This is a genomic window from Bacillus sp. ISL-7, from assembly GCF_018613065.1.
This window is the reverse complement of record NZ_JAGGQW010000046.1, coordinates 49400-65179: the sequence shown is the minus strand read 5'-3', so window position 1 is coordinate 65179 and position 15780 is coordinate 49400. Positions and strand designations below refer to the sequence as shown.

Sequence of the window (15780 nt, the reverse complement as noted above, 5' to 3'; positions counted from 1 at the left end):
AGAAGAAGAGAACTGTATATTAGGAGATACAGTTCTCTTTTTAAATGATGAATGATAAAGAGGAATGGGTGAATGTCTATGCAAGCAATTTACAAAAATGGGGATTCATTAATAAATGGAGTCTCTCAAACTAAAATTCATTATGACATGTTTCCAAATAATCGGGATAACCCCGCTTACTTTGTAGATTACTTATTTCACCATTATCCAACTCAAAAGTTCCATATGATGGTTCCGGGTGAAAGATTTATTTATCATAAATAATTAATAATTCATAAAATGAGAAGAGTATACAGATGCCTGTATGCTTTTTTTGTACTAGAAAAAGAAAGAAAGTTTGTCATATAGTCTTGTATAGGCCTAATTATAGTAGTATTGTATTATTGTTAATATATTTATTAATGGTTTTTAAGGTGGAGAAGTAGAAATGAATTTAGATATTTCGGAACATTCATTGCCTGTTTTTGAGGCACTTGCCAGCAAGGTAAGAATAAAAATTATTCACCTCCTGGCTGAGCGACCGCGAAATGTAAAGGAATTGGCTGAAAGCCTTGAACTTAGCAGCGCAATCATGACCATGCATGTCAATAAATTAGAAAAAGCTGAAATCATCCATTCAGAATTAATTCGCGGAAAAGGCGGACTGCAAAAAAGGTGTTTTCTAAATGTTGAAAGGTTAGAGATTATTTTCCCTTCAAAAGAGCGTGAAATAAAGAAATTCCATGAAACAGATGTGTCAGTCGGTCATTATACTGATTTTTATGTCGAACCTACATGCGGTTTGGCAACTGCAGAAAAAATTATAGGGGAATTTGATGATCCTCGTTACTTTCTTCACTCTGACCGCATGAATGCAAAGGTATTGTGGTTTAGTAAAGGATTTATTGAGTACAAAATACCTAATTTTTTGCTTGGAAATCAGAATCCGAACGAACTAGAAATATCACTAGAAATATCCTCAGAGGCTCCGTTTACTAATAGCGATTGGCCATCAGATATTTATTTTTCCCTAAATAATATTTCATTAGGTAAGTGGACTAGTCCGGGAGATTTTGGCGACAGCCGCGGCAAATATACGCCTAACTGGTGGCCATCGGAGATCAATCAATACGGCTTGCTAAAACGTCTGAGAATTACTTCTGAGGGAACTTATATGGATGGGATAAGGATCTCAAATGTGAGTCTTGACGATGTAAACATCCATGATAAGCAATGGACGTTTCGGATTGCCGTCCATGAAGAAAGTGAAAATGTCGGTGGTGTAACTCTGTTTGGAGCAGGATTTGGGAATTATAATCAGGATATTCGTTTCCGGTTGTATTATAGTGATAAAGAAATAACTAGGGCTGAATAGTTAAACCGCTGGAAAATCTGAAGAGGTCTACGTGACTGGAAAGCGGCCAAAGCGAAAATACCGGTAACGTAGGAAGAAATCTATGTGACCGAAATAGGCCGGAACAGAAAATTCGGTCACTTAGAAATAATCTACGTTACCCTTAAACAATTTGGAGCAAGAAACCGGTCTCGTAATTCTCAGCAAACAACAAATAAAAAAATCGTATGGATCAACCATACGATTTTTTTCATTTTATTAGTTTGTCTTTGCTAATTCCGCAATTTGTGACGGTGTTAATGCACCTTCATAAATCCGTAAGTCATCCATTAAGCCCTTATATGGAGTATCCCACCAGTTGACAGCTAGGCTAAATTTGCCATCGGAAGTCGTAAAGATATTGGAGAAGTCTGATCCTGTATACTTTTCAACACCATTTACATAAACTTTAATCGTGCCATTATCAACTGAGAAAGCTAAATGTGTCCATTGGTTTTTAGGGATAGTTGAACCTATAGGAGCATCATACCATCTTGCACTGCCAGACCAGACCATGGTGTTATTGGCTGCCGGTCCTTGCGGAAGAAGGCTTACCCAGTTATTAGAATCTTTCGCTCCAAAGAAAGTGGTAGTGTAAGTAGTTAATTGTTCAGGTTTTAACCAAAGAGATACAGAATACTTGTTGCTTTTTATGAGCCCGTCGGGTAAGCGAACACCAGATGCTCCGTTAAATACGGCGGCTTGGCCATTTTTTCCTGCAGCATAAGTAATGCTGCCGCCTGTATTATCGATTCTATTTCCGGTTAAATTACCATCAGCAAATTTTTCATTAATGTCACTTAAATTATTTTCAAATCCATAATATGCTGTTAACACAGCGTTTGTCCATGGTAACACAGTAATTTCAAAGGTTTTGGTTGCTGTGACAATACCTTTCGTAATTGTTGCAGTGAGGGTTGCAGTCAAAGCTTCTGAACCAGCTTCTGGGCGATTGATTTTTCCAGTGTTAGAAACAACTGATTCGTCTGATGATGACCATGAAATCGTTGTATGTCGAGTTCCCTCAGTAGGAAGTGCCAAATTGGAAATGACTTTTGTTGTATCACCAAGTTTCAAATCATTAACAACAGCTGCTACGACTTCTTCATCGGTTTTATCTGCCAATTTACTTCCCCAAACAGATACACCTTCATTTGATAAGGCAGTAAATGTCATCACGTAGCGTTCTGAAGTTGGATCCCATTGACGGACAAATACCCCATTATAAGTAATGCCATCTATTACTAGTATTACTTGATTTTGGCTGTCCTTTTCCCATGTACCAGTCACATCGCCAGTAATCGTATTGTCTTTATTTAAACGAATGAAGACTGATTTATGAATAGCTGCAGAATATTCTTTGCCTTGGTTAATAAATTTATATTCACCAATTAGGTCTTGTCTGTTCACCTTATCAAGTGTTTCACCTGCATAGCGGTAAGGAGCAACCACAGGCCAGCCATCTTTGTTCATAAACATTTGGTGAACGCGGACTTCATGATACTCACCTTTTTGTGGGAAGCGGCTATGGAAAACTAAAAATTGCTGCCCAGTCTTAGAATCCAAGTAAACTGAATTATGTCCTGGGGAAAGATAACCTACTCCAATTCCTGTTCCAGGATCACCTACTTTTCTTTCGAACAAGAAGTTACCCATGATCTTATTTCCGTATGGAGTATTTTGAACATCGCCTGGAAGAACAGCATTTTGTCCTGCAGCATCTACATAAGGACCATCAGGGCTAGTTGAGCGGAACTGTCTCATGTTATAACCGCCGTCAGCGCCTAACCAGCCATACGTCACATATAAATAATAGTAGCCAGTATTTTTATCATAGATAACGTAAGGGCCTTCGCCGGATTTATAATAACCGCCGGCTATTTTGGTTCCAAAATAACGGTCAATTAGTCTTCCGTCAGATGTTTTCCCGTCTTTACCAGGATAGATCGCATTACCAGTGGCCTTATCAATCTCAAGTACATAAATTCCTCCGGACCAAGAACCATAGGTCATCCACAACTTGCCATCCTTGTCATAAAACACAGTAGAATCGATTGCATTGGGAAAGTTACTATTATTAAAAGAACCATTACCATTAAACCAGCCAGACCTTGGACCTTCTAATTTACCTTCATCAATAAGATTTTTAATATTAGTATTATCCCATTTCTTATTTACAGTGCTATTTGCATCGTAAGCTTCATCTCTAGTAAAACCAGAATAAACGATAGTATTCACATACTTATATGGACCTTCAATATTTTGCGATACAGCATAGCCAATAGCGGAACGGATATAAGTAGATGATGCACTATAATAAATCATATAGGCACCCTTTGTTCCATCCTCATTAACATAGTCTTTATTATAGAACACGTCCGGAGCCCAAACGGCAAAACCGCCCTTGCTGTCCGAATCATTTTCACCGGCCCATTTAAAAGAACCAGCTAAATTTTTAGATAAATCACCGTATATCTTATTACCAGGCGTTGTATAGCCATTGGTAAATGTTTGCCAATTGATTAAATCAGTTGATTTAGCAGCTTCAATATGAGAGCCGAATACGTAAAAAGTGTCACCATCTTTTACAATAGAAGGGTCGTGAACAGATACATTTTGAAAATCAGGCGTTTCACCTTGATGGTCAAGGTGTGGCTTATTATTATTTTCGCTTGGCGGACTAATAGGATTTTCTGTACCAAGTGCAGTTGTTGGGATAATTAAGATAAGCATTAGCAAAACAAGTGAAAAACTTCGTATTAAACATTTCCTCATTAGGTTGTTCTCCTCTCTTTTTTCAAATCCTTTTGAAAATACATCCAATCTGCTAAAACTAGAAATCCCTCCCATCGTTAGATTTTATTACCATCAATAAAACGCTTACGAACTTAAATAATTAATATAAATATTAATGGATTAATAATACTATGAGTTAAATAAATACTCATGGGTATATAGTCTTATTATTTGCCGAAAGACATAATGTTTAATGAATTTTGAAAGAAAGCCTTCGTTTTGTGTTGTCGTTTTGTTAATATTATTATTAATATATTAATTTAATTATTAATATTTGATAGAATTTGAGGAAATCATGACTTAAACTATTAAAAAGGATTGGTGAATAAGATGAGTAACTCGAATAACTTTGGCGGAGTTAACTTTTACAATATGGAATGGAATTTGAAGGGGGATTTATGGGCTCATGATCCGGTAATCGCAAAGGAGGGAAACCTCTGGTATGTTTTTCATACGGGAAACGGCGTTCAAACGAAAACATCTGAAGATGGGGTCACTTGGAAGCAGGCAGGACAAATATTTCCATCGTTACCGGAATGGAGTAAGGAGTATGTTCCTGAGAAAGAAGAAGATAGTTTATGGGCTCCAGACATCTATTTTCATAATGGAGTTTATTATTTATATTATTCTGTCTCAACCTTCGGGAAGAACACCTCGGCTATAGGGTTAACGACCAATACCACCCTTGATCCGGAAAATCCCGATTATGAATGGAAGGACTTGGGGCATGTTATCTACTCGACTGCAGCAGATAACTACAATGCGATCGATCCTAATTTAATTTTTGATCAAGAAGGCCAGCCATGGTTAAATTTCGGTTCCTTTTGGTCGGGGATGAAGTTGATCCAATTAGATCTGGCAACTATGAAGCCTGCTCCGGGAGCTGAACTGATTTCCATCTCAACCCGGAACGAAGAACCAAATACAATTGAAGCGCCATTTATTGTATATCGAGACGGGTATTATTACCAGTTTGTATCGTTTGATTTTTGCTGCCGCGGCATTGAAAGCACCTATAAGATTGTTGTGGGCCGGGCAAAAGAGATAAGCGGGCCTTATATGGATAAGAATGGGGTTTCAATGATGGAAGGAGGCGGTACGTTGATTGATGCAGGAGATGAACGCTGGATTGGACCGGGGCATTGTGCCGTTTTCTTTTCCGGTAATTCGAGCATCCTCGTTAATCATGCCTACGATGCCTTGAAAAAAGGGAAACCTACTTTGCAAATAAGACCTTTGTATTGGGACGGAAACGGCTGGCCGCATTTATAGAGGAGCGAATATAAAGAGGCCCTCCATCTAAGGACGTATATGGAGGGCCTCTTAGCTGATGAATCGAAAGATGTTAAAAAACTGGTCCGATAAATGGAGAGATTGTCATTTTATTTACCTCAACAACCTTAGTAATCTTTTCGATTGTTATTTAAGGTTAATATTATTGTTAATCAATAAATAAAAAAATAATTGACCAAAATATAAGTAAGCGTTATCATTTAAATATCCTCAAAACATTTAGTTAATAGATTAATATTTTTATTAACTAAATTAACACCTCAAGAATCCTGTCAATTTACCAATTAGATAAGGTCTTCTAGATAATAGTCAATCTGACTTAAGAACTTCACCTGTTTTTCGTTAACGTACACGAACTTTATTACTTGGCCTGTATCAAAAATAAATAACTTACTCTCGTTGTACCTCGTGAACGTTATCTTTTTCTTATTGTGTACGTTCACGTTACATATACTTCCATTTCTTAAAAGGGGTGAACAGAGAAAGAGTGTGTTTTTCTTCTGAAGGAAATGGTTTTTCAAAAATTGTAAAAATGGGGGAAATCAGATGAAAAAGAAAAAGGTTTTAAGGAGTTTACTGGCACTATCTTTATCTGCCTCAATATTAGCTGCTTGTTCTAACGATAAGGCATCTAACGAAGAAAACGCGGCAAGTGGCGGCAAGACACAAATAACTGCCCTTATTACAAAACATCCCTTAACACAAGATCTTTCAAAAATGGAATGGTTAAAAGAAGTAGAAAAACGTGCAGGCGTAACAATTAAATGGCAAGAGGTTACCGCGGACTGGGATCAGAAAAAGGGTGCAATGCTTGCCAGCGGTGATGTTCCAGATTTAATTATTGGACCAAACGCTATTACAGATGCAGATCAGGTACAATACCAAGGTTTGTTTGAAGATTTATCTGACGATATTGACAACAAATTGCCAAATGTAAAAAAGATGTTTGAAGCAAAACCGGAAACAAAGGGAATTGCCACACAGCTTGACGGAAAAATCTACGGACTGCCTAAATATCAACGGTTTTGGCCTGCGACAGCAACAAGACAATTTATCAACCAAAAATGGTTAGACAATCTAGGGTTAAAAGCGCCGACGAATTGGGATGAATTGTATGATGTTTTAGTAGCTTTTAAAGAAAAGGATGCTAACGGCAACGGCGATCCTAATGATGAAATTCCGATGGACTTTGCTCCAACTGGAACAGGAGGCTTTGGTTTCTTCCATCCGACAGTTCTTTTGGGAAGCACTGGGATTACTTTAGCTGAAGGCAGCGGCCAAGGCTATTTTGTTGAAGATGGGAAAGTGAAAAACTTCCTTACAGACGATCGTTATAAAGAATTTATTAAATTCTTAAATAAGTGCTATAAAGCCGGGTTAATCAGCAAAGAAGTATTTACTCAGGATTACACAAAATACCAATCTGTTGCCCGAGGCAATGGTGATGTTGCAAAGGTTGGTTATACGTATGGCTGGGAAGTAACAGACAGATTCGGAAACACACTGGCTTCGCAATATACAACGTTGGCTCCATTAAAGCAGTCAGCTGACTCAACTACAAAATTATCCTGGACCTACGATTACAATGCACTAAACTATGGTGCCAATATGATTACATTGTCAGCCCAAAGTAAAAACAAAGAAGCTGCCATGAAATTTATCAATGAATTGTACGATCCAAAAGTCAGTATGCAAGTACTGTTTGGTTCAATGGGTACCAATATCGCGGATAACGGAGACGGCAGCTACAAGGTATTGCCTCCGGCGGATGCGAAAATGGACCCAGGCACATGGAAATGGACTTCTACTTGGGCCGATAACGGACCTATGTATATTGCTGATGATTTAAAGCTTGAACTTGGTACGGATATGCAATCGGTTGGCAAGCAAACCGAACCGCTAATGGGTGCACTAAATGCTGTAGATGAGGATAAAGACGTTTACCCTGGTATGTTTATTAAATACAGCAAAGAGGACAATTCGAAATTAAGCTTAAACGATACAAACCTTATGAATTTGGCGATGCCGAAATACTCGCAGTGGATCACAAAAGGCGGCATTGACAAAGAATGGAATGCCTATGTGAAAAATGCCGAGAAAACCGGCCTGCCTGAAAACCTAAAGGTTAAGCAAAAGTATTATGACGATTACAAGAAAAATCAGAAATAACATATCATTCTGGAGGATGCTATACCATCTTGAAGTGGTATAGCATCTTCTTAAAATAAAGGAGGTACTTTTTGTGGCCTTTATAAACACGGAAACTAATAAATTAAACAGAAATTTATCAAGTATACCTGGTGCCAAAACAGTAAAGAAAGCAACAATATTAAACACCTTTAAACGTGACTATCAATTGTGGCTCATGATCTTGCCTGCTATTGTTGTTATTTTTATTTTTAACTACATACCGATGTATGGCATCCAGTTGGCTTTCCGAGAATTTGATTTTACCAAGGGGCTTACCGGGGGAGAATGGGTTGGGCTCAAGTATTTTGAACAATTTGTTACTAACTATATGTTCAAAGATTTAATGACCAATACAGTCACCATCAGTTTAACAACGATTATACTAGGATTTCCGGCACCGATTATTATGGCGCTGATTATCAATCAAGTTTTTGGTAAGAGGTGGAAGAAAACGTTACAGACAACTGTTTACTTGCCACACTTTATCTCCATGGTTGTTATGGTTGGTTTGTTAAATGTCTTATTATCACCAGAAACAGGAATTGTCGGCCATGTCATGAAATTGCTAGGGCTCGGGGACATCAACCTATTGGCTTCCGAAAAAACCTTTGTCCCAGTATATGTTCTTTCTGATATATGGCAACATGCCGGATGGAATAGCATCATTTATTTAGCGGCGCTGGCAAGCGTAGATCCGCAATTATATGATTCTGCAAAAATCGATGGCGCAAGCAGATGGCAAACGATTCGGTATGTTGATTTACCAGCCATCGTTCCTACGATGATTATCCTCTTTATTCTTAGTATGGGAAATATCTTAAATACAGGATTTGAAAAAATATTCTTAATGCAAAACCCATTGAATCTTCCGGTTTCTGAGGTTATTGCCACATATGTATATAAGATCGGTATTATTTCAAGTCAATTTAGCTACTCTGCTGCCATTGGTTTATTTAATACACTCATCAATTTTATTTTCTTACTAGCTATGAATTTTATTGCGAAGAGATTTTCAAATATTAGTTTATGGTAAATATATAAAATAAGGGTTTTGCTAGGATGAATCTTAACCATGCAAGGAGGTAAAGTCATGGTGCTTTTTAATCGGAAAGGAAAAACTACTTCAGATATAATTTTTGATTTTATTATTTTTGTATTTTGTCTGTTTATCTTTTTAATTGTTGCCTATCCTTTGTACTTTGTCATTATTGCATCTGTCAGTGACTCCACTCTGGTGTCTACTGGAAAAGTTCTACTGTATCCAAAAGGGTTCAGCCTATTCGGATATACGGAAATTTTTAAAGATACAAGAATTTGGATGGGTTACAAAAATACTATTATTTACACACTTTTAGGTACGTTTATCAATTTACTGCTTACCTTGCCGGCAGCCTATGTTCTATCAAGACATGAGTTTAAAGCAAGACGATTATTAATGTTTGTATTTGTCTTTACCATGTTTTTTAACGGAGGTTTAATTCCAACTTATCTATTAATGAAAGATTTAAATCTCACAAATAATATGTGGGTTTTCATCATTCCTTTTTCTGTCAATGTATTTAACCTCATTATTACACGGACATTTTTTGAAAGCTCTATACCTAAAGAATTGTTTGAGGCAGCACAAATGGATGGCTGCACACATTTTCAATTTTTTGGGAAAGTGGTGCTGCCACTTTCAAAAGCGGTTATATCAGTTGTAGGGCTCTATTACTTGGTAGGGCACTGGAACGACTTCTTCACAGGTTTAATTTACATTCGCGACTATAGTTTACAACCTCTGCAAATCGTTTTAAGAGACATTCTTCTTTCCAATCAAGTATTTGCTGAAGGCGCAGGTTCTGGAGGGGCATCCGGGGGTTACGCACAAAAATACGCAGATCAAATCAAGTACGGGGTTATCATTGTATCTACTCTGCCAATTTTAATTGTTTATCCATTTATCCAAAAATACTTTGAAAAGGGCGTTATGATCGGGTCTGTAAAGGGATGATCAAAGAAATGTATATTCCAGATCCTGTATGTTTAGCTATCGATTCAATTAAATCGATAGCTATATAAATCTAAACAGAAGGAGGGGACGTAATGGAAAACGTTACGTTATTAGATGGTATTTTTAAAGAATCGCAAGAAAAGGGTAAAGAATATTTGATCTATTTAGATATTGATAGACTTATTGCACCATGTTATGAAGCAGTTTCGCAAACACCAAAGAAAGTTCGGTACGGCGGGTGGGAATCAACTCCCATCAGTGGACATTCGATTGGTCATTGGCTTTCAGCTGCTTCTGCTATGTATACGGTTACGAAAGATGAAGAATTACTGAATAAAATTGAATATGCTGTTAACGAACTAGCTCTTGTCCAAAGCTTCGATGAGGATGGCTATGTCAGCGGCTTCCCTCGTACATATTTTGATAAGGTTTTTACAGGAAATTTCGAGGTTGAAAATTTCAGTCTAGCAGGCGGATGGGTTCCTTGGTACAGTATTCATAAAATTTTTGCAGGTCTTATTGAAGTCTATTCCCTTACTGGAAACAATAAAGCATTAGAGGTTGTCACAAAGCTTTCTGACTGGGCAAAAAAAGGAACAGACAATCTGAATGATGAGCAGTTTCAAAGGATGCTGATTTGTGAACATGGCGGAATGAACGAAGCAATGGCCGATCTATATACCATTACAAATAATGAAGATTATTTGAAGCTGGCCATCAGATTTTGCCATCATGCTATACTCGATCCTCTTTCTAAAGAGATCGACGAACTTGAGGGAAAACATGCGAATACACAGATACCGAAGGTCATCGGGGCAGCTAAGCTATATGAGATTACTGGGAATGAGGATTACAAGAATATGGCGGTTTTCTTCTGGAATGAAGTAACGAAAAACCGTTCCTATATTATTGGCGGAAATAGTATAGGAGAACATTTTGGACCAGTAAATAAAGAAACATTAGGTATCACAACGGCGGAGACTTGTAATACATATAATATGCTGAAGCTGACTGAGCATTTGTTCCAATGGAATCATAAGGCTGAATATATAGATTACTATGAAAGAGCACTCTACAATCATATTCTAGCATCACAGGATCCAGATTCAGGCATGAAAACATATTTTGTTTCGACGCAGCCAGGGCACTTTAAAATCTACTGTTCACCGGATAATTCTTTCTGGTGCTGTACGGGGACTGGGATGGAGAATCCTGCCCGATATACAAGAAACATTTATTATCAAGAACAGGAAGATTTGTTTGTTAATTTATTTATTGCTTCTGAATTAATCATGGATGAAAAGAAAATAAAGCTAAGGCAAGAAACTGATTTTCCTAGGTCTAATAAAGTCCGATTATACTTTGAAGAAGCAGCAGCTGAATTCTTCAACGTACATATCCGTGTACCATATTGGGTTTCTGGAGCTCTAACTGCTTTTGTAAATGGTGTAAAAACCAATTTGATTTCAGAAAATGGTTATGTAACTATCGGCAGGAACTGGAGTAGAGGGGATACAATAGAATTTACCCTTCCCATGGATCTCCATACCTATACAGCTAAAGATAATCTTAGAAAAGTTGGCTTTATGTATGGACCTGTTGTTTTGGCAGGAGCACTTGGTAAGGAGAATTTTCCGGAAAGTGATATTCTCGAAGATCATTTAAAATTAAACAATTATCCACTTATTGATGTTGCTAGCTTTGTAGCTGACAAAGTAGACCTTAATCAATGGATTAAACCTATTGAAGGCTTTCCATTGACATTTGAAACAGACAAAGTCGGGCAGCCTGGCAATCAAAAAATTACTCTCGTTCCATTTTACAACTTGCATCACCAGCGCTATACATTATATTGGAATCTGATGGATGAAGAGGCCTACAAAACGTTTGTAGATAAAGAGAAAGAGGAGCTTGAAAAGTTAAGAGTTATCACCGTTGACGTTGTACAACCAGGTGAACAGCAGCCTGAGATAGAGCACCGAGTTAATAGCAAGAACTCTCAAACAGGTTATTTTAATGTGGTGGAAAAATCGTGGCGTGATAGTCGCGGGGAAGGCTTTTTCAGTTATGAAATGTTAGTGGAGCCTGATAAGAAAATGTACTTACAAGTAACTTATTTTGGCGGGGATAAGACACTTTTTGCAGATGGAAAAAAATATGAACGCGACTTTGAAATTGTGATTGATGGACAACTGGTTGCCATTCAAAAACTTGAGGGAAATCATTCTGACGGTCTTTTTAATATTTATTATGAGATTCCTTTAAGAGTAACTGAAGGGAAGCAACAGGTTGAAGTGAAATTTCAGTCTGGCGAAGGTAAGGCAGCAGGCGGTGTGTATGAGGTAAGAGTAATAAATTCCTTAAGTAAATGAGGTCTTAAGCTTTCAGAAATATCATGTTGTGAAATAGTGGAGGCACTCACTATGCGGGTTACGATAAAGGATTTAGCGAAATATTGTGGTGTTTCATCGGGTACGGTGGATAGAGCATTAAATAATCGTCCAGGAATAAAAGAAAAGACAAAGAAGCTTGTTTTAGAAGCAGCTCGCGAGTTAAACTACCGTCCCGATTTTACAGCCAGGAGTCTTGTAAAAGGTAAAACAATGACTTTAGGTATTGTTTTATTTGATTTATATAACCGATCTTTTGCACAATTGTTAAATGCAGTGGAATATAAGGCAAGAGAGAATGGGTACTTTATTTATATTGCATTATCAGATAAAGATCCAGAAAACGAAAAGCTATGTATTGAATATCTAGCAAATCATAAAGTGGATGGAATTATCCTATTTACAGTCAATCAAGGTAAAGAGTTTGAGGACTATTTACAAGGATTTTCAATACCTGTTATTACTATATTTAATTATTTGTCAGAAAACTGGGAATATGTTGGAATTCAAGAAAGAGAAGCAATGATTGATGGAGTTAGTTACATTGTTGATAAAGGATATAAGAAATTTATCTATATTTGCCCTCCATTGACATACCAAGGAAAGACAAATATTTATACACAAGAAGAAAGATTAAATGGATTTTTAGAAGGATTATCAATAAAAGGCATCAATGAAGTTCCTTTAATCATAAAACATAATGATTATTTAAGTGAGCTGGAAGAATTAAAGTTTGAGAAAATTAATAAGACAGCCATCCTCTGTTCTTGTGATTTGTATGCTCTTGAAGTCATGAACTATTTAAAGTATAAGGATATAAAAATCCCAGAGGATGTCGGACTGATGGGTTTTGATAATATTGATGTACTAAAATACGTTACTCCTAAATTAACAACAGTTGAATATCCAGTTGAAAAGATTGGATTTATGGCCGTGGAAAGACTAGTTCATAAAATAGAAGATGGGGAATTTTTTACCGAAACAGCCCCATTTATTGATTATAGGATTATTGTGGGAGGATCGATTTAACCTTTAACTATTAATCCATAGGAAGGTGAAGGGGAATGATAAAGCATCGTATTGTTGTGGCAGGGTGTGGAGAAATGTCGAATACGTGGATAGATTATGCCAATAAACGTGGTAATACAGAAATAGTTGGGTTAGTCGATGTGAATATTGATGCAGCCACAGGGATGGCAAAACGGAAGGGCCTTAGTGCCCCTGCATATAATAATTTATTACAAGCTATTTATGAAACCAAGTCCAATCTTGTGTTTGATGTGACAATTCCATCAGCACATAAAGAAATTGTTACGATTGCATTGAAAGCTGGCTGTCATGTTTTCGGTGAAAAACCAATGGCAGAATCCATGGAAGATGCAAGAGATGTTTTACAGTCCGTTCAACACTATGGCAAGAATTATACTATTATGCAAAATCGTAGATACTTAAAAAAGATTCGTGCATTACAAAATCTATTAGCAAACAAGGCAATAGGAACAGTAGGTTCTGTTCACGTAGACTTTTTTCTGGGCCCTCATTTTGGGGGGTTCCGTGATTTGATGGATAACCCATTAATATTGGATATGGCCATCCACACATTTGACCAAGCGCGCTTTATTATTGGTTCAGACCCTGTATCTGTCTATTGCCATGAGTATAATCCTCCTGGCTCTTGGTATAAAGGAAATGCGTCTGCTATGTGTATATTTGAAATGAGTAATGGTATCGTATTCACTTATCGCGGATCGTGGTGCGCAGAAGGGCTAAATACCTCATGGGAAGCAGACTGGAGAGTAACAGGGAGTAAAGGAAGTGTTCGTTGGGATGGAATAAATCTTCCAATCTGCGAAATAATTGATGAATCCCAACCAAAAGATTTCATAAGTAAAGTTAAATCGATCGATGTTCCAATTAAATGGGAAGGCCAAGAAGGTCACTGGGGTTGCTTTGATGAGATGTTTTTATCCCTTGAGGAGAATCGCTTGGCTGAAACTGATTGTCGTGACAATATTAAAAGTATGGCAATGGTCTTTGGAGCAATTGAAAGCGGAAAAAAGATGAAGAAAATCATTTTATAACAAATCTTCCAAAACCTAAAAGGACTTGACATTTATAACTTTCAGAAATTTGGTGGCAAATTGAACATTTTTGATAGTAGATTTTACGCTGTAGTTGATAGACTTTCTAATCTTTTTATCCTTAATCTTTTTTGGATTATCTCATGTCTTCCAATCGTAACAATTGCACCAGCTACTTCTGCGATGTATAGCGTTGTAAGACAATGGAAATTAAATCAAGATACGAGTGTGGTTAGAAACTACTTTCGATATTTTAAAGAGAATTTTAAACAGAGTTTTTTAATAGGAATCATTTGGATGTTGCTAGCGGTATTACTTTATTTTAACTATTTCTACCTAAATCAAGATCAATCTGGGTTAAAGTTTCTGATGATAATACCACTTATAATAATAAGTGTAGTGTTTTTAATTATTTCTACTTTTTTGTTTCCAGTAATGACTCATTATAGCGCCACTTGGAAAGGTGCTATTAAAAATTCATTTCTTTTGGCTATAGTAAATTTCCCGTCTACTATACTCATTCTTGGTTTTCTAGCTTTAATTACTGTTATCATAATATATGTGCCAGCAACGTCTTTAATCATTTTTAGTGTTGGTGCATACATTAATTTTTCTCTATGTAATCGTGTTTTTCATAAAAATGAACAATTTGCAATCAATAATAATAAAATTATGGAAATTAATTAATAGAAGAAAAATATATAATTTAATAGTAACTTTTTAAAAGAATTAGCATTCGTCACATTCTATTGACGAATGTTTTTGTTTTTCTAAATCGTTAAATATAAGTATTGTTTTAATTGAAACAATGTCCTTAACTACTCAAATTTAATCGGCATTAAGAAGTCAAAAGACTTTCTATTTGCATTACAGAATAAGTTTAGTAAAATTTAATATATCAATGAACAACAAATCATTAACCAAATTTTTTAATTAGCGCTAATTCATTTAAAGGAGACTATTATGGCAAATAATAATAAAAATAAGAAAAAAGAAGCAAAATCATCATCTACCTTTACTTTTTGGATGATTGGATTGGTTGCAGTTTTTATTTTAGCATTCATTTTTTTAGGCAATCACTCCAAACAACAGGATAAAACCACTACAAAAATTGATTATAGCAATCAGCCATTCAAAGGTAAGGAATCAGCCTCTGTTTCGATCATTGAATTCGGTGATTATAAATGCCCAAATTGCAAAAACTTCGCTAAGGATGTCGTACCAATTATCCAGCAGGAACTTGTGGATACTGGCAAAGCAAAATTTTACTTTATGAATGATTCGTTTATTAACGTGGACTCGACTCGATCTGCGAAATTTGCGGAATCAGTACTCCAAGAGCTTGGAAATGAAACGTTTTGGAAATTCCATGATCTTTTATTCGAAAAACAGCCTGAAGACACTAAGTATGAAAAAATCGATTTGTTTACTGAAGACTTCCTAGTTGATACATTGAAGGAAGTAGCTAGCGATAGTGACGTCGATAAGGTTGTGAAAAACTTCCAGGACAAGAAGTCTGATAAGGCTTGGGATAAGGATATGGATTACGCTGTAAAACTAGGTGTTACAGGAACCCCAACTATTTTTGTTAATGGAGAAAAGTTCGAGGGACAAACCATTGATGACTTAAAAGAAATGGTAGCGAAAGCCGCAAAAGGTGAATAG

12 protein-coding genes are annotated in these 15780 nt (G+C 36.5%); 11 read left to right on the top strand and 1 reads right to left on the bottom strand.

Annotated elements, in window-relative coordinates:
• Window positions 1-72: 72 nt before the first annotated feature.
• Together J7E66_RS18330 and J7E66_RS18325 are read left to right on the top strand one after the other, a co-directional pair.
• A complete protein-coding gene (locus J7E66_RS18330) occupies window positions 73-264 on the top strand; it encodes a hypothetical protein (protein ID WP_215002463.1) in 192 nt (63 codons plus the stop codon).
• Window positions 265-427: 163 nt separating this feature from the next.
• Complete coding sequence (locus J7E66_RS18325; RefSeq protein ID WP_215002461.1) at window positions 428-1354, top strand: ArsR/SmtB family transcription factor; 927 nt, start codon at window positions 428-430, stop codon at window positions 1352-1354.
• A 237-nt stretch (window positions 1355-1591) separates the two neighbouring features.
• Here the strand turns inward: J7E66_RS18325 and J7E66_RS18320 are convergent, their stop codons facing one another.
• The gene (locus J7E66_RS18320) at window positions 1592-4147 is read right to left on the bottom strand and encodes a LamG-like jellyroll fold domain-containing protein (protein WP_215002459.1); all 2556 of its coding nucleotides are present in this window, start codon (window positions 4145-4147) and stop codon (window positions 1592-1594) included.
• A 351-nt stretch (window positions 4148-4498) separates the two neighbouring features.
• Between J7E66_RS18320 and J7E66_RS18315 the strand changes: the two genes are divergently transcribed.
• The 9 genes from J7E66_RS18315 (at window position 4499) to J7E66_RS18275 (ending at window position 15780) form a co-directional block, all read left to right on the top strand.
• Window positions 4499-5440 (top strand): family 43 glycosylhydrolase, encoded by a 942-nt coding sequence (locus J7E66_RS18315; RefSeq protein ID WP_215002456.1) that lies wholly within the window; start codon window positions 4499-4501, stop codon window positions 5438-5440.
• A gap of 567 nt (window positions 5441-6007) precedes the next feature.
• Window positions 6008-7630, top strand: coding sequence for an extracellular solute-binding protein (locus J7E66_RS18310; protein ID WP_215002454.1), 1623 nt, complete (start codon window positions 6008-6010; stop codon window positions 7628-7630).
• Between the two features lie 196 nt (window positions 7631-7826).
• Entirely contained in the window at window positions 7827-8684 is an 858-nt protein-coding gene (locus J7E66_RS18305) for an ABC transporter permease (protein WP_215002704.1), read from the top strand.
• A 57-nt stretch (window positions 8685-8741) separates the two neighbouring features.
• Entirely contained in the window at window positions 8742-9644 is a 903-nt protein-coding gene (locus tag J7E66_RS18300) for a carbohydrate ABC transporter permease (protein WP_215002453.1), read from the top strand.
• A gap of 92 nt (window positions 9645-9736) precedes the next feature.
• Entirely contained in the window at window positions 9737-12016 is a 2280-nt protein-coding gene (locus tag J7E66_RS18295; RefSeq protein ID WP_215002451.1) for a glycoside hydrolase family 127 protein, read from the top strand.
• A 51-nt stretch (window positions 12017-12067) separates the two neighbouring features.
• Window positions 12068-13063, top strand: coding sequence for a LacI family DNA-binding transcriptional regulator (locus tag J7E66_RS18290; protein WP_215002449.1), 996 nt, complete (start codon window positions 12068-12070; stop codon window positions 13061-13063).
• Window positions 13064-13098: 35 nt separating this feature from the next.
• Window positions 13099-14115 (top strand): Gfo/Idh/MocA family protein, encoded by a 1017-nt coding sequence (locus J7E66_RS18285; protein ID WP_215002447.1) that lies wholly within the window; start codon window positions 13099-13101, stop codon window positions 14113-14115.
• A 60-nt stretch (window positions 14116-14175) separates the two neighbouring features.
• Entirely contained in the window at window positions 14176-14802 is a 627-nt protein-coding gene (locus J7E66_RS18280) for a YesL family protein (protein WP_215002445.1), read from the top strand.
• Between the two features lie 276 nt (window positions 14803-15078).
• Window positions 15079-15780, top strand: coding sequence for a DsbA family protein (locus J7E66_RS18275; RefSeq protein ID WP_215002444.1), 702 nt, complete (start codon window positions 15079-15081; stop codon window positions 15778-15780).